General features: G+C 28.1%; 14 protein-coding genes and 1 pseudogene. 7 read left to right on the top strand and 8 right to left on the bottom strand.

The features are described 5' to 3' along the window. Window positions 1-452 precede the first annotated feature (452 nt). Window positions 453-2,447, top strand: coding sequence for a NosD domain-containing protein (locus J2127_RS07135; protein WP_209732879.1), 1,995 nt, complete (start codon window positions 453-455; stop codon window positions 2,445-2,447). A gap of 399 nt (window positions 2,448-2,846) precedes the next feature. Here J2127_RS07135 and serS read toward each other — a convergent pair whose 3' ends face one another. Continuing rightward, window positions 2,847-4,418 carry a serine--tRNA ligase gene (gene serS, locus J2127_RS07130; RefSeq protein WP_209732878.1) on the bottom strand — a complete coding sequence of 524 codons (1,572 nt, stop codon included), beginning with the start codon at window positions 4,416-4,418 and terminating at the stop codon, window positions 2,847-2,849. A gap of 295 nt (window positions 4,419-4,713) precedes the next feature. On the opposite strand from serS, the gene J2127_RS07125 reads away from it, so the two are divergent. From J2127_RS07125 to J2127_RS07115, 3 genes are all read left to right on the top strand, one after another. Then, window positions 4,714-5,859, top strand: a complete 1,146-nt coding sequence (locus J2127_RS07125; RefSeq protein ID WP_209732877.1) for a DNA double-strand break repair nuclease NurA — start codon at window positions 4,714-4,716, stop codon at window positions 5,857-5,859. A 206-nt stretch (window positions 5,860-6,065) separates the two neighbouring features. Then, window positions 6,066-7,613 (top strand): aspartate aminotransferase family protein, encoded by a 1,548-nt coding sequence (locus J2127_RS07120; protein ID WP_209732876.1) that lies wholly within the window; start codon window positions 6,066-6,068, stop codon window positions 7,611-7,613. Between the two features lie 215 nt (window positions 7,614-7,828). Beyond that, window positions 7,829-8,920, top strand: a complete 1,092-nt coding sequence (locus tag J2127_RS07115; RefSeq protein WP_245326507.1) for an ATP-grasp domain-containing protein — start codon at window positions 7,829-7,831, stop codon at window positions 8,918-8,920. An 80-nt stretch (window positions 8,921-9,000) separates the two neighbouring features. Here the strand turns inward: J2127_RS07115 and pyrF are convergent, their stop codons facing one another. Then, the gene (pyrF, locus tag J2127_RS07110; RefSeq protein WP_209732874.1) at window positions 9,001-9,660 is read right to left on the bottom strand and encodes an orotidine-5'-phosphate decarboxylase; all 660 of its coding nucleotides are present in this window, start codon (window positions 9,658-9,660) and stop codon (window positions 9,001-9,003) included. Between the two features lie 77 nt (window positions 9,661-9,737). Continuing rightward, window positions 9,738-10,874: a pyridoxal phosphate-dependent aminotransferase gene (locus J2127_RS07105; RefSeq protein ID WP_209732873.1), complete on the bottom strand. Its 1,137-nt coding sequence runs from the start codon at window positions 10,872-10,874 to the stop codon at window positions 9,738-9,740. A 318-nt stretch (window positions 10,875-11,192) separates the two neighbouring features. Between J2127_RS07105 and hisB the strand changes: the two genes are divergently transcribed. Beyond that, complete coding sequence (hisB, locus tag J2127_RS07100; RefSeq protein WP_209732872.1) at window positions 11,193-11,765, top strand: imidazoleglycerol-phosphate dehydratase HisB; 573 nt, start codon at window positions 11,193-11,195, stop codon at window positions 11,763-11,765. A gap of 153 nt (window positions 11,766-11,918) precedes the next feature. Here the strand turns inward: hisB and J2127_RS07095 are convergent, their stop codons facing one another. Beyond that, the gene (locus tag J2127_RS07095) at window positions 11,919-12,947 is read right to left on the bottom strand and encodes a transglutaminase-like domain-containing protein (protein WP_209732871.1); all 1,029 of its coding nucleotides are present in this window, start codon (window positions 12,945-12,947) and stop codon (window positions 11,919-11,921) included. A gap of 931 nt (window positions 12,948-13,878) precedes the next feature. On the opposite strand from J2127_RS07095, the gene J2127_RS07090 reads away from it, so the two are divergent. Both J2127_RS07090 and J2127_RS07085 read left to right on the top strand, forming a co-directional pair. Then, complete coding sequence (locus J2127_RS07090; protein WP_209732870.1) at window positions 13,879-15,021, top strand: hypothetical protein; 1,143 nt, start codon at window positions 13,879-13,881, stop codon at window positions 15,019-15,021. Between the two features lie 337 nt (window positions 15,022-15,358). After that, window positions 15,359-15,892, top strand: a pseudogene (locus J2127_RS07085) (TIGR00288 family NYN domain-containing protein); the annotation flags it as partial. A gap of 338 nt (window positions 15,893-16,230) precedes the next feature. Here the strand turns inward: J2127_RS07085 and J2127_RS07080 are convergent. The 4 genes from J2127_RS07080 to J2127_RS07065 form a co-directional block, all read right to left on the bottom strand. Further along, on the bottom strand, window positions 16,231-16,911 hold the full coding sequence (locus J2127_RS07080; protein ID WP_245326506.1) for a sugar phosphate isomerase/epimerase family protein: 681 nt from the start codon (window positions 16,909-16,911) through the stop codon (window positions 16,231-16,233). Between the two features lie 292 nt (window positions 16,912-17,203). After that, entirely contained in the window at window positions 17,204-17,710 is a 507-nt protein-coding gene (locus tag J2127_RS07075; RefSeq protein ID WP_209732867.1) for a hypothetical protein, read from the bottom strand. A gap of 168 nt (window positions 17,711-17,878) precedes the next feature. Further along, on the bottom strand, window positions 17,879-18,217 hold the full coding sequence (locus J2127_RS07070; RefSeq protein WP_209732866.1) for a hypothetical protein: 339 nt from the start codon (window positions 18,215-18,217) through the stop codon (window positions 17,879-17,881). Window positions 18,218-18,556: 339 nt separating this feature from the next. Next, window positions 18,557-19,777 carry a molybdopterin molybdotransferase MoeA gene (locus J2127_RS07065; RefSeq protein ID WP_209732865.1) on the bottom strand — a complete coding sequence of 407 codons (1,221 nt, stop codon included), beginning with the start codon at window positions 19,775-19,777 and terminating at the stop codon, window positions 18,557-18,559. Window positions 19,778-20,319 lie beyond the last annotated feature (542 nt).

The following is a 20,319-nucleotide window of genomic DNA, read 5'->3' as shown; positions in this document are numbered from 1 at the left end:
GGGTCGATGGCAAACCAGTACTAGTGGAATAACCTTTTGATGAAACTTTTTTTAAAAGTTTCGGGTCGATGGCAAACCAGTACTAGTGGAATAACTTACTTAAGTTTTGATTAAAACAAAAATATATTTCTCTTTTTTATTTTTTAATATATTTTTTAATTTTTAAAGTATGTCCAATATATTTTTTAATTTTTTTAAAACTGTTTAAAATAACTCAACGATTTAAAATTTAAAACCTAAAAAAATAATATTTTATTTTTATTTTTATTTTTTAATTTTTATAATATTTTCAGATTTATCGGTTACATTTATTAAGATAAAATAGAGGCGTTTAAAAGGAATTAACTATCTATTAGGGTTCTTATTTTCGTTAAAGTCCTCAACTAAAAAGTAAAGTATTTATTTGAGAATATAGTGAACTATGGGGTATATAACCATAAAAAGAGGAGACTATGAAAATAAACAATAAAATAATAATTTTATGTTTTTTGTTATTTTGTATAACATTAAGCTTCAATACCGTTTATGCGGATAGTCCCATAACGGGGCAGACTACAATTACTACCCCGGGTAAATACTATTTGGACAATAATATATCAGCTCCTGATGGATTAGCCATATCCATTCAATCTGATGACGTTATAATTGATGGAAAGGGATTTGCTATAAAAGGTAATATGGAATATAGGTGTATAGATGTTAATCCTGTAAAAAAAATTAAGAATATTACGATAAAAAATTTTAATATTTTTAATTCTAAATCTGCTATATCCGTAAATAATGTGGAAAATTTAACTATTATGAATAATAACATAAGTTCAAACAATTTTGGCATTTGTTTAACTAGTTCGAATAATAATACTTTTGTAAATAATAACATAAGTTCGAACGACTACTACGGCATTTATGTATTCGCTTCCGATAACAACACATTTATAAATAACAATTTAAATTCAAACATTTATAGGGGCATATATTTAGAATATGCACATGAAAACACACTTGTAAATAATACCGTAAATTCAAACACTCGTAAAGGCATTCATTTAAAGAATTCATATCGTAACACACTTGTAAATAATACCGTAAATTCAAATAACGAGCGCGGTATTTATTTGGTTTATTCAAATGACAACACTATTATGAACAATAGTATATGTTTAAACACTGACGAGGGTATTTATCTAGATGACTCTCATAATAACTCAATATATCATAATGTATTTAATAACAGTAAAAATGTGGTTATTCGTAATTATAATAATGATTATTGGAATACAACAAATGAAAAAGGCGGGGGAAACTACTGGTTTACTCCAAACGGTACCGGTTTCTCTGAAACGCATCCTGATAACAATGGCGACGGTTTTTGTGATGACCCATATCCCATAGCTACGGATAATATTGATTATTTACCTCGATTAATTGATACAACAGGTCCAATAATGGCTGTACATTCACCCGCTAATAAATCCGTATTAAATGTGAGTAGATTTATAGTAAATGTAACTGCAGTAGATGCAAGCGGTGTTGATAAAATAATGACTGAACTCAATAATTGGAATAATACCCTTATGGAGTATTCTAATTTCTACTACATGAGTTATGGTGGCATATCCGATGGAAATCACTCATTAGCATTCTATGCGTTTGATAATTTAGGACATAAGAGTGTTAAAAAACTATACTTTGTTATAGATACAACAGCTCCAAACGTTACAATAAACTCACCAAACGGAACTTTAAAAACAAGTAAAATATTAATAAACGTTAGCTCTTCAGATGATACATCAGGAATAAAAGAAGTAATAGCAAATATAAACAATGAAAATATTATATTAACTAAAACAGGAGATTACTACGTAGCGGAAAAACCATTAAACGATGGAACATACTTGTTAAACGTTAAATCAACAGATAATGCAAACAATAGTAATTCAACATCTGTAAATATTACAATAGATACTTACGTACCTTCAAACAATAATAACAATAATAGACATGGAAAAATAGATGCTTCCACTAATATCGATTCTAAGTCTTTAAGAAGGACAGTTTCAGATTCAGCAATAGTTTACGGAAGTAGCTTCGATAAGCAGTTAGCTGAAAATCTAAAGGAAAATATACATTCAGACGATTATAGAATCGATAGGGATACTATCATTATCGGAGGGCCGATATCTAATAGAATAGCTAACCAATACAATGATAGATTTAGCATTTCAGTAACTAATGATAATCCGGGGGAAAATAGGGGAATTATTCAAGTTATAAGTATTCCTTCAGGCTCTTCAACTGTAGTTCAAAACTATAAGTTAATTTATATAGCTGGTTCCGATAGATTAGGAACTGAAGCTGCTTTAAAATACTTTGAAACTCTTACAGAACTTCCTGAAGAACCTATTGTTGTAGAGTGGACTAGTTCTGGTTATAAGGTAGTTAACTAACCTTTTGATGAAACTTTTTTCAAAAGTTTCCTTTGAAACTCTTACAGAACTTCCTGAAGAACCTATTGTTGTAGAGTGGACTAGTTCTGGTTATAAGGTAGTTAACTAACCTTTTGATGAAACTTTTTTCAAAAGTTTCCTTTGAAACTCTTACAGAACTTCCTGAAGAACCTATTGTTGTAGAGTGGACTAGTTCTGGTTATAAGGTAGTTTAATAAAATAATATTTCTCTTTTTTATTTTATTTTATTTTATTTTTAAGATAATTTTAAAATAGTCATAATATATTTTTAGTTTTTTTTTAGTTTTTTTTAAATTTTAGTAATAGTCTTTTAAAATAATCCAATAATTTTAAAAATATGAAAAAAAGAATATTTTAATTTATTTAATTGTTTATTTTTTAATTTTTCACTGGCCAAGTGGTAGTACTTGGAGCTTCTGGCATTTTACCGATTTTTTTCTGGATTAATTCAGGCCAGTCTTCGAATTCAAGACCGTACTGGGACAAGAAACCCATTACCCATCTGGTTAATCCGTAACCTGTACAACCAGTCCATACTTTTCTACCTTTGTAGTCTTTAATACCAAATCCTTCAATAAAGTGTGTACCGTGTATGTTTGCAGAAGTTACAGCTACACCTTTTCTTTCGTCTTTGATATGTGGCATCCAAAGTCTCATTTCGTATTTAGGAACGTCAGGGAATTCTATTCCTCTATCTTCTGACTTTCTACCTTCTAAGTAGAATGGGTCGTCTCCCACTTCAGTCCAGTATTCTAAATCTAATTTTTCAGCTAATTTTTCAGCGTATAGTAATGTATCGTCTCTAGTTTTTTCAACAAACTCTGGACTACCCATCCATACACATTCGCCTCTTAAGAATTCGTTTACTCTATCGAGACCTTTAGCTCCTCCGCCTTCCCATCTGTAGGTCCAACCGCTTTTATCAAAGAATTTGAACGGTTTTTCAATGTCTACTAATTCGTGGTCAAAGAAGCTGTAGAATGGCTCACATTGAGCAGGTGCAAGAACATATCCTGGGTCTCTTAATAATCCTTTTAAAGTTTCCACAGGAATTTCTTTTTTAATCATCATTTCATTAACAAATTCCTCAAACATTTCAGGGTCTCTTTTTGGAGGACATACGTAGTACATACCTTCAGGTAAACCTTCTAAGTATCTCATTTTGTACATAACGTCTAAAGGAATTAATTTAGGGAATAAACATTCGTCAAAGCCAACTTTTTCAATACATTCTTCAACGATTAAGCTTTCAAATGCTCTGAATAATTTTGCTATAGGTGCTGTATAGAACCATTGTCCTCTACCAACAAATCTTCTAACCCATCCTTTAGCTTCTGCAAGTTCTGTTGGTTCTTGCTCAAATACACTTGTTCTTGTAGTTTTGTATTCTGAAACGATTGTACAAGGTGCAATTTTACAAACTTCAAAGGTTAAGTCGTCAGAACCTTTTTTCTCTAATTTTTCCAATTCGTTTCTTACAAATTTGATAGCTCTATCGATTATATTTCTTTTTAATTCGCTATCTCCCATATCTGTGAATATGATTTTTACGCCGTGTTTATCGTAATCAACGTCACATTCCGGTACTTTTAACTTTTTATCCTTTAAAGTTTCAATACATTCTTCGTTAGCAGGTACTGTGATAACGTATTTTTCAATTAAAATGTCTCTGATTCCGATTTGGTGTTTTCTACCAACTTTTTCCATTATCGGTTTTTTCAATCTGACAATACCTTCGTGTGCTCTGGTGTAAGTTCCAGAAATCATGTGTAATTTGAGTTCTTTGCCTTCAAATTTGTAACCCATGATTGTAGAAGCTTCGTCTTCTTTACCTTCAGGCACTCCTTTCAAAAATATGCTTCTATCGTTCAATACTTCGATAATGTCTGCTTGTGTTTCTTCTGATACATCCTTGCTGAATGTAATTATCCCGTTTAATTCAAATTTCATAATTTCACCATTAATATTCACTAAAATTCAAGTTAATTTTGATTAATTTTGATTAATTTTGATTATGATGTGAAATAATAATTAATATCTACTTTATTTATGCTATTTTGTATTTGAATTTATTTTATAATTTATTTTATAATTTATTTTTGTTATTTTTACCATATTCATTATATTTTAGCAGTATTTAAATTTAATTAATTAAAAAGATATAACTATAATAACTAAGATATTTTTACATACGCAGTATAATGTACAAAGTATTAAAATTATTTAATGTAATGTGGGCGGTAACATGGACTATTCAAAACTTAAGCGGAACAAAGAAGATATAAAAAATTCAATCGAAGAATTTAAGCACGAAAAGATAGATTGCAAAAATTACTGGGTCAAAAAAGATTTCAAAGAAAATAACAATAATAATAATAATAATAATAATAATAATAACAATTCAAATTCATTATCAAAAGATTATAATTTCTTTGCAATAGATGGGAGTTTTAACCAGCGAAGTTTTCTAGATTTTAGCCTTTATGTGGTGGGTGCTGAAGCTTACGGTCATAAAGTAGGAGAAAAGGTAAATCATTTATTAAATGCGTGGGATTCAGGCGTAATTCTACCTTACCAATACAGTAAACGAAGTAGATTAGAACACTACATGGCAACCATGGAACTTAAACTTGCACTGTGTATCTTAACAAATAATTGTTCGGAACCATTTGATTACTATATATACGATGGTTCGGTTTATTCTTGGTTAATACACGCTAAAATGAACCGTTTATTAACCCTAAACCAGTATGAGCATTATATTAATTACTTCAATGAAAAATATGAAGAAGAATTTAGAAAGTATCTATTAAATGAATTAAATTGTCAAGAAATAAATGCTTATTCAAATTTCTACAATGACGCAAATATAAAAGATAATGAACAAACCGAAGAACTTGGAGATAATGAATTAAAAGTACTTTTTGAACAATTAGAGTATAATATAATACTTTCAGAACTTTTAAAGCATAAGGATAGGATAATAGGAGTTTCTAAAACTTCTAAAATGAATATCTACTTTAAAGATAGCCTAAGGTCTGATATGGCGATATTTTCAAGATGTGAACCAGGATATTCAATTCCTTTAAATTTAGCGGAGGAAGATTTAAAATCTAAAAGTACTATTGATGAACTTAGAAAATTTGATATACACATCGATACATTAAATTATCAATTTTTAAAGTTCAAAAAAGGAGCTATGGGTATAACATCGTTTAAAAAATTGGATGAAGAGGTTTTTGACGCTCTTTATAAAATAACAGATACAAATTACCCCTACATATTAAAAAAATGTCACGAAAAAGTAAAGATATCTGAAGTAGAAATGGATAAATATGTTAAATACCTTGGAATTTATGAAGATACTGAAAGAGGTGTTTATTTAGATTAATTTAATAAATAAATTAATAAATAAACTAATAAATAAACTAATAAAAATATAATTCCTATTTTTAAATACTTTAAATACTTTAAATATTCAATTAATTCCTATTTTATGAATTTTCTTTGTCATTCAATTTATATATGAGAATTTAATATATCTATATGAAAAAATATATAATCTTAGAATAGATATACCAACCAATAAGTGGTAAAATGAACTCAGAAAATGAATTAAACAATGATTTAAATAACGAAGAAATAATATTAAAAAATTATGCAACAAATGAAGAAATAAGATATAACAAAAAAGATGTCGAAAAATGGGATAAAACCTTAGTATGGCACCCATTCACGCAAATGCAGGAATACGAAGAAGGAAAACCCATATTAATTGAAAAAGGCGAAGGAAATTACCTAATAGATGTAAATGGCAAAAAATATTTTGATGGCGTTTCATCAGTATGGTGCAACTTCTTTGGACACTCCGAAGATAGGATAGCCAAAGCAATATCGGAACAAGCGTTTAAAATAGCTCATTCAACACAATTGGGTTGCGGAAACACCACTTCAGCAATACTTGCAAAAAGATTTGCAGATTTTGCACCAAAACACCTTAACAAAGTATTCTTTTCGGAAGATGGTGCAGAGGCTGTGGAAATAGCTGTAAAAATGGCTTTTGAATATTGTCTTTTAAAGGATAAAAAGATTAAAAATAGTAAATGCAATGATAATAACAATACAAATAAAGATAACGATAATAATAATAACGAATTTAAGAGAACTAAGTTTGTATCCGTTAAGGAAGGATATCACGGTGATACTGTCGGTGCAATGAGTGTAGGCGGTAGTGAATTATTCCACGGCTGTTTTAGACCGTTATTATTTGATGGTTACTTTGCAGAAGCTCCTTACTGTTACAGATGCAGGCACAACCCTCAATTTAAAGATACTGATGATCGAAACGAGCAAGGCTGTAATATGCAGTGTCTTGAAAACATTAAAAAGCTCATATCCGAGAAAAAAGACGAATTATTTTGCGTAATTCTTGAAGCAGGTGTTATGGGCTCAGCTGGTATGATACCTTATCCAAAAAACTATATCGAAGAAGTCGCAAAAACCTGTAAAGAACACGATATAATACTAATTCTCGATGAAATAGCAACATTCGGGCGTTTAGGTAGTGCATTTTTCTCCGAACGAGAAGAATTAACAAGTATCGAAAAGCCAGATATCATATGTATGGGAAAAGCAATAACTGGCGGTTATTTGCCATTAGCATTAACAATTGCAACCGATGAAATATACAACGAATTTTTAGGGACTTACGGAGAATGTAAACAATTATTCCATGGTCATACCTATGCAGGAAACCAAATAATATGTGCAGCATCTCACGCTACATTGGATATACTCGAAAATGATAAACCTTTTGAAAAAATCGGAGAAACTATAAATTACTTGCATGAAAAGCTCGATAAATTGAAAGAGCTTTCAAAAGTTGGAGATGTTAGAAAATCTGGTTTAATGGTAGCAATTGAGATTGTAAAAGACAAGGAAACTAAGGAAATATACGATTACGGCGATAAAGTAGGTTATAAAATAACCGATAAATTACTTGAAAAAGGTATTTATATCAGACCGATTGCGAATAAATTAATTTATGTATTGCCATTATCTTTAACAAAAGACGAAATCGACTTTATATGTGAAAAAACTTACGAAGCAATTGACGAATCAATAAAAGAAAAAATATTGTACTAATTATAATATCAATAATCATAATATTAATGATATTACTTTTTTTTATTTTTTATCCATTATTTATTTTTTATATATTATTTATTTTTTTAGCTTTTAGTTTTTAGTTTTTAAATAACAATACTATTTTATTTTTTACAAATCTATATATAGTAAATTCTTTTTATACTACTTTAAATTTTACAAATTAGACATCTAGCAAGTATATGAGGGAAATTTTGGAAAATAATAAAAATAATAATAAAAATAATAATCAAATAAAAAACGTTATATTTTTAGAATATACCGTAGCTACAGGTGTACCTGACGAAAATCTTTTAAATGAAGGTAAACTGATGTTCGATACACTTTTAAAACAATTTTTAAATTCAGATTCAAAATATAATGTCACTTGCTTTTTAGATGAAAACATCTATAAAAAACATGCTAAGGACTACAATGTAATTAATAACTCGTCACAAAATCGGTTAAATATTGTTATAACCCATAATAACTGGTCAAAAGATGAAAATAAATCCCTAACTTCAGATTACAAAGAAAAATTAGCCGAAATTTTAAGAAAACATAACGAAAACAGTAAAAATCACAAAAATCACAAAATTGAAACAGCAGGTTTTGTAATTGGCCCTGAAAATGACTGCGAATTAGAACAACTTACAAAAATAATTGAAGAAAATGAGATGGTATTAAATATTGGATGCAGTAGCGAAGGTGTAATGATTGCAGGGGATAAATATCTTACTTATTTGGCAATAAGGGATAATGTACCTACGCCTCATACATTACCGCTTAAAAAATACATTGTAAAAGAAAATCTGGGCTGTGATGGAATACATGAGGTTGTTGGCGATAATTTAATCGTTCAAGAGTATTTTGAGGGCATTCCTTACTCTTATGTATTTATAGTATCGAATAATTCAAATTCAAACGATAATTATGATGAATACGAATTATATCCTATTTGCATGAATAAACAGTATATAACAGACTGTTACTGTGGCGGGGAAATAAATATTAATCATAAATTAAAGGAAACGGCAAAAGAGCTATGTGCTGAAACTCTACGATGTATCAAAGGATTAAATGGATACGTCGGAGTAGATTTCATGATTAACGAAGAAACTGAAGAAATAACTGTAATTGAGGTAAATCCACGTATAACAACTTCAATACATGGTATAAATACTGAACCGCCATTATGTGACCTTTTAATTGGTAATATATCAAATAATAAGCTAAATTATAAAATCAATAAGGGTTTAAAATTCTACAGAGACGGCAGAGGATTTAAATTCGAGGAATTAGACTAATTTAAAAATAAGAATAATATATAAAAAATAATAAATAAAAAGTAAATAAAAAGTAAATAAAAAGTAAATAAAATAAAAAATTAAAGCAATTCTTTATATTTTTTAGCACTTTCTTTTGGATTTTCATTTAAATAAATTGCTCTACCTACAATTACATAATCATTTTCATCCAAAACTTTTAAAACTTCTTCTAAATCTCCACCTTGTGCACCAACACCTGGAGAAATTACAAAGGCATTATTTGCAATCTCTTTTAATTCTTTAAGCCTCGCAGGTCTAGTTGACGGGGCAACAATACCATTTACTTTTAAGTCGCCTGCCATTTTTGCAATTTCATTTGCAATAGGTTGCATAAATGATGTAGCGCCACCGTGGGACATTTCAGTGACCATAATAACTTTTTTAGGATTTTTAGGGTTGTTTTTGTTGTATTCTTCTGCTACATCCATAATGGCTTTAACACTATCTGGACCAACAAAACCTTGGCAAATAATCCCGTCTGCATAATTTAAAGTTAATTTTGCTATTTTTTCATTAGTTGCAGGTATATCAGCTACTTTAAAATCACAAATAACTTCTTTACCGGTTTTATCCTTAATTCTTTTTACTATACCTAAATCTGTGGCAAGTACTAAGGGATACCCTATTTTAATACAATCTACGTATTCTGAAGTCTCTTCAGATATTTTTATAGCTTCGAACTCGTCTAATACATCTAATGCAAGCATTAATTTAGGCATAATTTCACCTTTATCTATAAATCTAAAATATAATTATAAAATCTAATTTAATTTAGTTTAATTTAGTTTAATTTTAATTAATAATTAATTGTGTTATCGATTATTTCGAGAGCTTTTTCAATATCCTCATAACTTGTAGCATATGAAAATCTAACGTTATTATCACCATTGGAACCAAAAGCACGACCTGGGACGCATAAAACACCGTTTTCAATTAATTTTTGAGCAACGTCCATTCCAGTACCGTATTCGCTAACGTCTGGGAAAATATAGAAAGCCCCTTCAGGTTTAATAACTTTAAATTTATCTTTCAATCCATTGTATATTAAATTTCTTCTTCTTTCAAACTCTTTTACCATATCTTTAACACATTGTTGGCTACCTTGTAAAGCCTCTAAGGCACCATATTGCGCAAAAGAGGTCGCACAAGCAAACCCAAACTGGTGAATTTTTAAAACATTGTCTATGATATTGTATTTTGAGTCAAGGTTTTCATTTACTGCCATATATCCAAGTCTCCAGCCGGTCATAGCATATGCTTTTGAAAATCCATTTATAACAATGCAGTTGTCCGTATAACTCGCAGGAGAGTAGTGTTTTTTACCATAGATGATTTTTTCATAAATTTCATCGGAAATAATAATAACTTCATTATCTTCTGCAATTTGCGCAAGTCCTTTAACTTCTTCTTTTGAAGCAACTGTTCCCAATGGATTTGAAGGACTATTGTGGACAATACATTTTGTATTTTTATTTACCTTCTCGTTTAAATCGTCAAGATCTATTTTGAAGTCATTTTCATACTTTAAATCCATGCTAATTGGCTTACCTTCGGATAATTGAACCATATTTTTGTAGGTTACGAATCCAGGATTTGGTATGATTACTTCGTCTCCTTTTTCGGTAAAAGCCATAATAGAAAGCATAATAGCTTCAGAAGCTCCACAAGTTACCATTACTTTATTTTGAGGAATATCTAATTTGTTATCCTTTTTTAATTTTTCAGATATGGCTTCCGTTAATTCCGGGATTCCCATATTTGGCACATAACTAGTAATTCCTTTGTCTAGTGCAGTTTTACAGGCATCAATAATGTTTTGTGGCGTATTAAAATCTGGTTCGCCGATACCCAAATTTATGGAGTCTTTTGAGGCCATATTAAATATTTTCCTAATTTCTGATTGTTCTGTGTTTAATAATTTTTTGGTTATCATTTTTACACCATATTTGCGCATATCACTTATTTTTCGTTATTCGCTATTATCGATTATTATTAAGTCGCAAATGATTAAATAACTATATTAACATAATTTATCATATAATATTGTATGATAAAATAGCATATGATAATAAATTGTTAGTAAATTGTTATTATTTAATATATATTCCATATAAAAATATATGCAACTTTGATATGTTTAAAGTTAATTAAATCATAGAAAACTGATAATTAAATTAAATTTAAATTAAATTTAAATTAAACTAAAATTAAATAAAGTTCTAACTCTAAAAATTAAGTGTGTGTGAAAAAAATGAGAAAATTCCAAATAAACCGGGAAACCAAAGAAACTAAGATTGGATTAGAATTAAATGTCGATGGGACGGGAGTATATAGCATTGTAACAGGTATACCATTTTTTGACCACGTTTTAAATTCCTTTTCAAAACATGGCGCATTCGATTTAAACTTAAGGGCAAACGGGGATTTGGAAGTCGATGATCACCACACTGTGGAAGATGTGGGGATTGTTTTAGGTCAAGCGTTCAATAACATAGAAAAAGCCAATATAAAGCGATTTGGTTGGGCAATGATACCAATGGACGAAGCAAAAGCAACATTTTGTATTGATATAGGTGGTAGGCCTTACGTTGTGGGTGACTACGTACCAAACACTGAAAAAATAGGTAATTTCTCCACTGAAAATGTTGTTCACTTCTTTGAATCATTTGCAAATCACGCAAAAGTTAATATTCACTTTGAAGTGACGGGTAAAAATGAACATCATAAAGTGGAAGCCTTATTTAAAGCGTTTGGGATAGCAATGGATATGGCTACACAAAATGACAGTAGAAAAGGGTTAATTAGTACAAAAGGTACTATTTAACAGAAAAATAAAGAAATAAAGAAATAAAAATAATAATTAAAAAAATAAAAAATAAAAAATAGAATAAGTAAAAACCTAAAAATAAAAAATAAAAAATAAAAATAAAAGAAATAATTATTTAATTTATATTATTTTTATACGTGTATTAATTTTTTATGCCATAACATACAAATCTATGTTTGTTTTGTTAGTCTTATCGTCCCAATAGGTGTTTAGAGAATAATTGCCCTTGTTTTTATTCACTAATACGACGTGGGACATGGTTATATCGTCAATATAATAATCTGGGAATTTGTGGAGAATATCCCCATATGAATATTGCAATTTAGTTATATTTTTATTATTAATATTGTTATTGCCATTATTTGATGTTATATTGCCCATAGTAGTCATATTGGATAAATTTATAATATTATACCCATTATTTGCCAATTTTTTTGCCAAGCTGTTATTTAATTTTATTAAATCACTTTCTAAAGGTTTTTGAACGTTTAATTTTGAAATATTATATTCATAATTAAATTCGTAGGTTCCAAACTCTTCATTTTCAGTTAGTTTCATCACTTTGACTATATTATCTTCACCAGGTTTACTTATTTTCTGCAAATAAGGGGCGAGATAATCTACGTCAGAACCTTTGTCAACTGCCAATAATTGACTATTTCCGCCTTCATTTATTTCCGTAGCTACGAAAAGATGACTATTTTTATCATCGTATATCATGTATATGAAATAAACAGGGTATCCATTTTTTAGCAATTGTGATGCTGTAAATGTTGCAAAATCTCTGCAAACACCTTCTTTTAAGTCCAATAGCTGATTAGGGGAAAGTATATCAAAATATTGACCTTCGTATTTCAAAGTGTTACGATTATAGGTGTAATCAAGATTTTGATTCTGCCATTTTGAAAGTAAGTATAGATAACGATATTTGTCGTCTGCTGAAATAATATTTGGGGTGTTGTTCAATCTGTATTTATTATAATAGGGGGCTATATAATAATTGTACGATTGTAACGATAATTTATTACTATAGTAGTTATTAATTGTAAATAATTCGTCACTATTCAATGCGTTTTCGTTATAATAATCGAGGGGATTAGTATAAACACTCTGAGCGCTTACTGTATTAGTGGACGTTATAAGTATAAAACCTATAATTAGACATAATGTCGTAATCATTACGTTTTTTATTAGGTTGGGGGAATCTAATCTAATGCGTTTGATAATTTCACCAAAATGTCCAAAATATAATAAAAAAGGTATGTTGCAGTTCAATTTTTTTAATTTTAATTATATTTTAAGGGGTGTCATATTTTATTGTATGGTGGACTACACGGGGGAGTATAATCCACACCAGTATAGTATCGTAAAAACTATATATATTTATCTTATTGCAATGGTCAAATAGTTAATAGTCTAATCAGTTGTTATTATCGTGAAGAATTCAAAATATTTATATATAATAAAGTTAAATATAACAATGTGAATTTTTATTTAACTTAACTTTAATAATATCGTAATATTATTAAGCCATTGACAGTCTAGTAATAAAAAAGTCACAAATAATATTATTAAAATATGGTTATTATCTTAAAAATGGGGATTTATATGAGAATAATCGGTCGCGGATATAGATTAAGATTTATAAGATAAAGTTAGTACTATTGTAGTATTGATGGTCTTGTAATTGGGGAATTACGCAGATATATATGCTAGATAGGAAAATAACAAATAAAACGAAATAATCTTACAAAATAATAATGTATCTATCAATATGTAATTATTAATGACATATTTATACTTATATTTGTATTTACATTTATAAATTAAAATACTAAATTATCTAATGCCTCAAATTTATTTTAATATAACATTAACTTTCACATTAATTTTTTTTGTATTTTTAAACCAATATTATCAATTATAATTTAATTATTCTTAAGAATTTACAATTAAGACGTATTTTACTAAAAAAAAGGTATAGTATAAAAATTAAAAATTACATAATATACAATAGGTAATTATATGTTAGCTATCTGAGGGTTATAATATAGATAGTTACAATGTAATTACGTTACTTATATTCTCAAAAATTTGCTATTGTGATATTATGGTAAAAAAAGATAAATGTAAGGCATTATTTCTGTTATTTCTGTTATTTGCAATTACAATAAATGCAGTACCTGCCTATAGTATGGATGTTACTGCGCCGGATGACTTACAAATCGAACGAGGAAGTTCTGAGGAAATATCTATTAAAGTATACTTGCCAAATTCATTTCCTGTAGCTAATGATATAAACGTTTCCCTTAAAGTAGTGAATTGTTCGGAAACCCTATATTCTACAGTTATATCTGCAATGGGTTCCGATAGTACGGTAGATTACGATAAATATATCAATATATCTCCGGATGTTAGAAACATATATCAAATAATGCCTGGTTCTTCAAGATTTGCATATTTTAAGATCTGTACAGCGGGGAATACTCCTAAAAGAACTTACGAAATAGATACTACTGTAAAGTATATGATGGTTAATAAAGATAATGACGCCAAATGCACTGATGACGAATTTATCTACGATACACAGACCAAAAAATTTCATATGACTATTGTCGAAGGAAAAGGTAATATAGAGGTTATAAATGATATAACTCCTTCAATATTACGTAGTTTGAATATTTCAACTTCAAATTCAACTTCAACTTCAACTTCTATTTCAAATGGTACTCAATCAAACGTGGATTCAAAAATAAACCCAAATATTGTTATATATGTGGATGGGGAAAAAATAAGCAATGTTTCATTTAATAAAACTTTAAATGAAGGTATTCATTTCATCGGAATTGATGGATTAGATATTAACCATTCAGATAAACGTACAATAAAAGTTTCAGCAGGAGCGACTGAAAAAATTTATTTATCGAAATTTTTTGAAGATCACTTTGAAAAATACGCTAGTGAACACAATTTAATCGTTGAACACGACTGTGACTCTGAATCCAGTTCAAATGGAATAGTTATTAAAACTACATCTGGGGTAAACAAATCAAGTTCAGATATTTCGTCAGATACTGCGTTAGATGCAGAGCGTGTTTTAATAGGTACTGTAGCAGATAAGGAAGTTACCGTATACATGACCCCGGAGCGTTATTACTTACTAATTGCATTATTGATATTATTTGCAGGAGTTTTGGTAACGGTAGTCATCGTAAATTTATTGAAATCTAAAAAGGAAGAAAAAGATGAATAATTTAAAATAACTAAAAATAACTAAAAATAACTAAAAATAAATTATAATAACTTAAAATAAATTATAATAAATTATAATACTATATAATCTGATAAAATAATTTAGCATTTTACGGTATTGTATAATATATTTACGCTAGTTGTTCAAATATTAAAAACATTGCAAATTTGACTTAATTAGCTATAAATACTTAATAATACATATTAAATGTATAAATATACGTATATCGACAAAAAACGAATCAATATTACATTTATGTAGTATATTTTGATAAATTAGCTATATTTAAGTGTAATCGTTCAATTGTAAAAAATCAAATTTATAAATTGGTGAATTTATGTGGAAAAGATTAGGAACTTTAACAAAATTTTATGTAAAAACCCCAAATCCTAAAAAAGGGACTAACAAGATGGCCTTGTTAATCGATGGGCCGAATATGCTTAGAAAAGAGTTCAACGTGGATTTGGATAAAATAAGAGATGCAGTAGAACAATTTGGTACTATTGTCGTGGGTAGAGTTTACCTAAACCAATATGCTTCCGATAAATTGATTGAAGCAATTGCAAATCAAGGTTTTGAGCCCAGAATATCTGCAGGCGACGTCGATGTAGAAATGGCAGTTGACGGAACCGATTTAGTGCACAATAAAAACATAGACACCATTGTTTATATGACAAGAGATGCCGATTTTTTACCTGCAATGCGTAAAGCTAAGGAAAATGGGGTTGGTATTATCGTAGTCGGTGCAGAACCTGGTTTTAGTATGGCAATTCAAAATATTGCAGACCACGTGATTAAAGTAGAAGAAGATTTCGAGTTAAATAAACAGCAGTTGGAGCAAAAAAAGCGAGAGAGAAATCCTGCAATGGCTGAACTTCACGAATCAACTTTTGAAGAAGAACCTACTGGGGAATTATCTATAAATGTACCCGATAAAACTTCAAACGGAGATTCTGAAGATTTAAAGGATAAATCTGGTAAAAATTTTGAAAAAAGAAAAGATAAAGATGGAAAATCAAAATCTAAAAAATCGAAAACTTCAAAATTTGAAGAAACTATCAGCAATAGAATAAATTGGTTAAAGAAAAACTAAAATCCTTTTTTATTTTTTTAGTATAAGTTTATTATTTTTTATATTTATTTTAAAAAAAGAAGAAATTTTGTGACATGTATTTTATTCTAAGTTATATCAATTTAATTAAAATTTAATTAAAAATATTCCAGTAAATAATTTGTCAACATATTTTTTGTGTTTTGACAGGATTTGTCATCCATTAATTCAACTAACCAAAAATCTTTTTTATGGTTTAATAATTTATCAAGTACGGGCTTTAAATTATCTAGATTTTTAGGAGCAATGTGTTTGCCGTCAATTTCATTTTCATACACATGTACGTTATGAATATATTCGGCAAATAAATCCACGGTATCAAGCCTATTTTCATATTTAATGTGACCGATGTCCATTGTTATGTTACAATCGCAGTACTCCACAACTTTTAGAATATTGTGCGGATTTGAGGAAAAACCTTTTCTAAGATTTTCAACGCAAACTTTGATATTTTTTTCTTTTGCGTATTCAACAATATTCTTTAGATTTTCTACCAGTTTATCATATTGTGGAGGTATGCCATTGTGCAAGTGAATAGTCAAATAGGTTTCAGTAACTGCGGTGTTTTGAATGTTTTGACTATTTTTAACTTGGTTAGATACATAATCAACAGTTTCTAACATCTTATTTTTTCCTTCATTTGACGACATATTTACAATAGGCGCATGAAATCCAAAAATATCCGAACTAACTTCATTGGTATACATATCAAAGTTTGGGTTGAAATGTAATCCCCAATCATTAACATGACTATACTCTGTCGGTTTTTTATTTCTCATACATACGCCTATCAAAAAATCACCAAATTAATTTAAACAATTGTAAATTATAAAATATTATAATATTCTAGTATTATGACGATGAGATTAACCAACAATATATTGGTTATATACTACTTAGCTATTAAGATATATAAACATATCATTAAATTTTCTAATAACTATTCGTTGCAAATTAAATAATTAAAAGATGATATAAATAAAAATAATAAAATAACTAAAATACCATCATAGAATCATAAAAAATCAAATATATACTAAAATAATAAAAAGATAAATAATAATTTAAAAATTATTCTTCTTCTTTAATGTAATTATCGCCATAGTATATTTCAAAGTTTACAATATTTTTATATTGATTACTATTTACTTTAAATCGTCTAGTTAGCTCTTCAATCATATCAATATTTTTTACGTCAAAAGTATTGTATCTATTTTCGTTTTGCATAACTTGAAAGTATTTATTTTTATTACGAGCTACCTTATCGATTACATCTGTATCATAGACTACAGGATATTCTTTTAAGATAATGGCTTTATTACATAATTCCGGTGGGTTATTTTTACCCCCTTCCAATATTTTGCCATCTAACCCCAAGGTTACAGAGGTAATAACCTTTCCATTTTTAGTTTTTATTTCTATATACTCATCAAGTGTTTTATCAACATATCTCAACATTTTCTTTTCTTTTTCATGATTATATCTAAAAAAAGTTTCCCATAACTCTTCTTTAGTTATGTATTCAATTTCTTCATTATCTTGATTATTTTCAATTTCTTTTTCATTTTTTAATGCCATTTTATCACATATTTAAAATTGTAAATTTCATAAGTTGTAATTTAAGCTATAAGCTATAATGTTCATATCGTTAATATGTATCAGTATTATAAAAATTATACTAAGAAAGCCATACTAAACTATTAGTTTGAACTAATATATAAAAAGAATAATGAGTATATTTAGTTATTACATTAATACAATATTAAATATTATTGCCAAAAGCATTGCAATTAATATGAATACTAGCGTAGGCAATTCAATAATAAAGCCATTTTTCCAATCGACTTCAAACATTTCTTTATTCATATATCCGGCAGCAATTATCCCCAATAAACTACCTACGATAGGGATAAGACCAAATAATACATAAGTAAGTGCTTTAATGGCAGAAACATAAACTATCTGTTTAAACTCTACGTTTATTTTAACCAATTTAGTCCCTAGCCACGTGAAAAGCGTCTCAAAAACAACATATATAATATATGTCATTATCAACCAAATTATCATTGTTATTATGTCTATCATAACCACACCCCTAATGAACATCTATACTTTGATTTTAAATTAGTTAACCCCGAATTCCAAACTATTTTATTGTATTTTATTGTATTAAATCCCTTAGTTATTCAAAATATGCTAAATATTTTTACAATAATATATTTGAATATCAAACTTTAAATATTTTGTTAAATGAAATATTAATGGGGCAATTAATAAATTAAATAAAGTATTTTTACTCGTTAAAAGAAAAATACCGCAAGATAGCAAATTAAATAATAATATAAAATAATATAAAATAAAATAATAATATAAAATAATAATATAAAATAAAAAACAAGAAAATAATGTAAGAATATAAATTAATTAAAGCATCCATACGTCAACTAATTCATCTTTATTGTATTTTTTATCGTCCGTAATTTCTACAAGACCATCGGCGTATGCAACGGATTTTATCATATTTGAACCTTCAAAAGTTGGATATGCAACTCCATCTTCAATTCTAACGGGCATATAAACAGTTCTGTCAAATTGAGAGTATAATTCTTCAGATATTTTAAACTGTTTGATATGTTTATCCATGCTTTCATACATAAGACTCTTTAAAAACGGATAAACTACAACTTCAGCGATTATTACGCAAGATGTAACGTTTCCAGGCATACATATCAATGGTTTGTTACAGTTATTTTCATCTAAAGCTTCACCCAATAGAATAGGCATTCCAGGCTTTATTTTAGCCCTATGTACTAATACATCACCTAAATCTTCAATAACTCGTTTTGTAAAATCTTTTTTACCTCGAGAAACTCCGCCAGATGTTATAACTACATCATATTCATTTAATGCTGTTTTAACAAGTTCCCTTAATTCTTCAAAATCATCTTTTGAAACACCCAAAAATTTAGGTTCACAACCGGCTTTTTTAACTGTATTGCCTATAGTTTTTGAATTAACATCGTTTATTAATTTTAATTCGTCGCCTGTTGATATAATACCTACTTTAGGAAGTTTGTATGCAGTTAGCTCTTTCACGCCTGCTGAAGCTAATAATCCAATGTTTCGTTCATTGATTTTAGTACCTTTTTTAAGGAGTAATTGACCTTCATTTATGTCAATACCTTTTTTAACAATGTGGTTTTCTTCAAAGGGGTCATTTGACAAGTATGAATTTTTTAAAATGAGGTTTTCATCTTCATTTAAGTTTAAAACAATTTTATTTTGATTTTTTGTAATGTAGCCAGCCATTTCCTCCGTTTCAATACCTAAATATTCAACAGGGATTATGTAGTTGGTACCTTCAGGTAATTTTGCACCTGTAGCAACCCATGTGCATTCTTTACCTTTGATTTTTAAATCTCTGTTATCTCCTGCATGGATCTCATCAATCATCAAGTATTCGTCTGATTTTTCACTAACTGCAAAACCATCCATATTTGATTTATTGTAGGGTGGAACTGCAATAGTTGAATAAACATCTTCCGCAATAACTCTATTAAATGAGTCGTCGATAACTATCTTTTCAGTTTTTTGGTTTTTAAATTTAGTTTGTAATATTTTGTTTAATTCATCGATTGATATCATTTTATCACATAATTATTGGAATTATTATAGTTTAATTTAGGCATATCCTATTTTCATATCCTATTTTCATTATTATTACTAGATATAATTAGGTATCATTAATTATCATTAATTATTATCCGTATTATCATATTTCTATAGATACACCACATATTTAAGTTAATTATATTTGGTTACGAGATTACTTATAGTTAATTATGTTTTAGATTTACATGTCGAAGTGTAATTACTTATGATTTATATACTATAAAAATGTTAATATATTACTATTACATTTTAACAAATATGGCAAATATAAAATAGAAACATTTATATATGAAGGTAAGTATATTTAATTACGAAATTTTTAAAATGGTAATCTCAAATGATTAATAGCAATAAAAATTTCTAATGTACTGAGTAGTATACAGGTGTAAGGGCATTTGTATATTTGATAATCAATACTTAAAAAATTTAAAAAAATTTAAAAATAAATTTAACAAATTTATCAAATTATCAATCTAAGAATTTACTATTAATTTACCGTAAAATTTAATATATGT

This window comes from Methanococcus voltae (assembly GCF_017875395.1).
Lineage (GTDB): Archaea > AGJL01 > Methanococci > Methanococcales > Methanococcaceae > Methanococcus > Methanococcus voltae_C.
This window is presented reverse-complemented; position numbering and strand designations above follow the sequence as displayed.

Excerpts from the sequence above, each read along its gene's own strand:
- J2127_RS07120 (WP_209732876.1), top strand. The coding sequence starts at position 6,066 with ATGAACTCAGAAAATGAATTAAACAATGATTTAAATAACGAAGAAATA.
- serS (WP_209732878.1), bottom strand. The coding sequence starts at position 4,418 with ATGAAATTTGAATTAAACGGGATAATTACATTCAGCAAGGATGTATCA.
- J2127_RS07090 (WP_209732870.1), top strand. The coding sequence starts at position 13,879 with ATGGTAAAAAAAGATAAATGTAAGGCATTATTTCTGTTATTTCTGTTA.
- J2127_RS07095 (WP_209732871.1), bottom strand. The coding sequence starts at position 12,947 with ATGATTACGACATTATGTCTAATTATAGGTTTTATACTTATAACGTCC.
- J2127_RS07135 (WP_209732879.1), top strand. The coding sequence starts at position 453 with ATGAAAATAAACAATAAAATAATAATTTTATGTTTTTTGTTATTTTGT.
- J2127_RS07105 (WP_209732873.1), bottom strand. The coding sequence starts at position 10,874 with ATGATAACCAAAAAATTATTAAACACAGAACAATCAGAAATTAGGAAA.
- J2127_RS07070 (WP_209732866.1), bottom strand. The coding sequence starts at position 18,217 with ATGATAGACATAATAACAATGATAATTTGGTTGATAATGACATATATT.
- hisB (WP_209732872.1), top strand. The coding sequence starts at position 11,193 with ATGAGAAAATTCCAAATAAACCGGGAAACCAAAGAAACTAAGATTGGA.
- J2127_RS07125 (WP_209732877.1), top strand. The coding sequence starts at position 4,714 with ATGGACTATTCAAAACTTAAGCGGAACAAAGAAGATATAAAAAATTCA.
- J2127_RS07065 (WP_209732865.1), bottom strand. The coding sequence starts at position 19,777 with ATGATATCAATCGATGAATTAAACAAAATATTACAAACTAAATTTAAA.
- J2127_RS07075 (WP_209732867.1), bottom strand. The coding sequence starts at position 17,710 with ATGGCATTAAAAAATGAAAAAGAAATTGAAAATAATCAAGATAATGAA.
- J2127_RS07080 (WP_245326506.1), bottom strand. The coding sequence starts at position 16,911 with ATGAGAAATAAAAAACCGACAGAGTATAGTCATGTTAATGATTGGGGA.
- pyrF (WP_209732874.1), bottom strand. The coding sequence starts at position 9,660 with ATGCCTAAATTAATGCTTGCATTAGATGTATTAGACGAGTTCGAAGCT.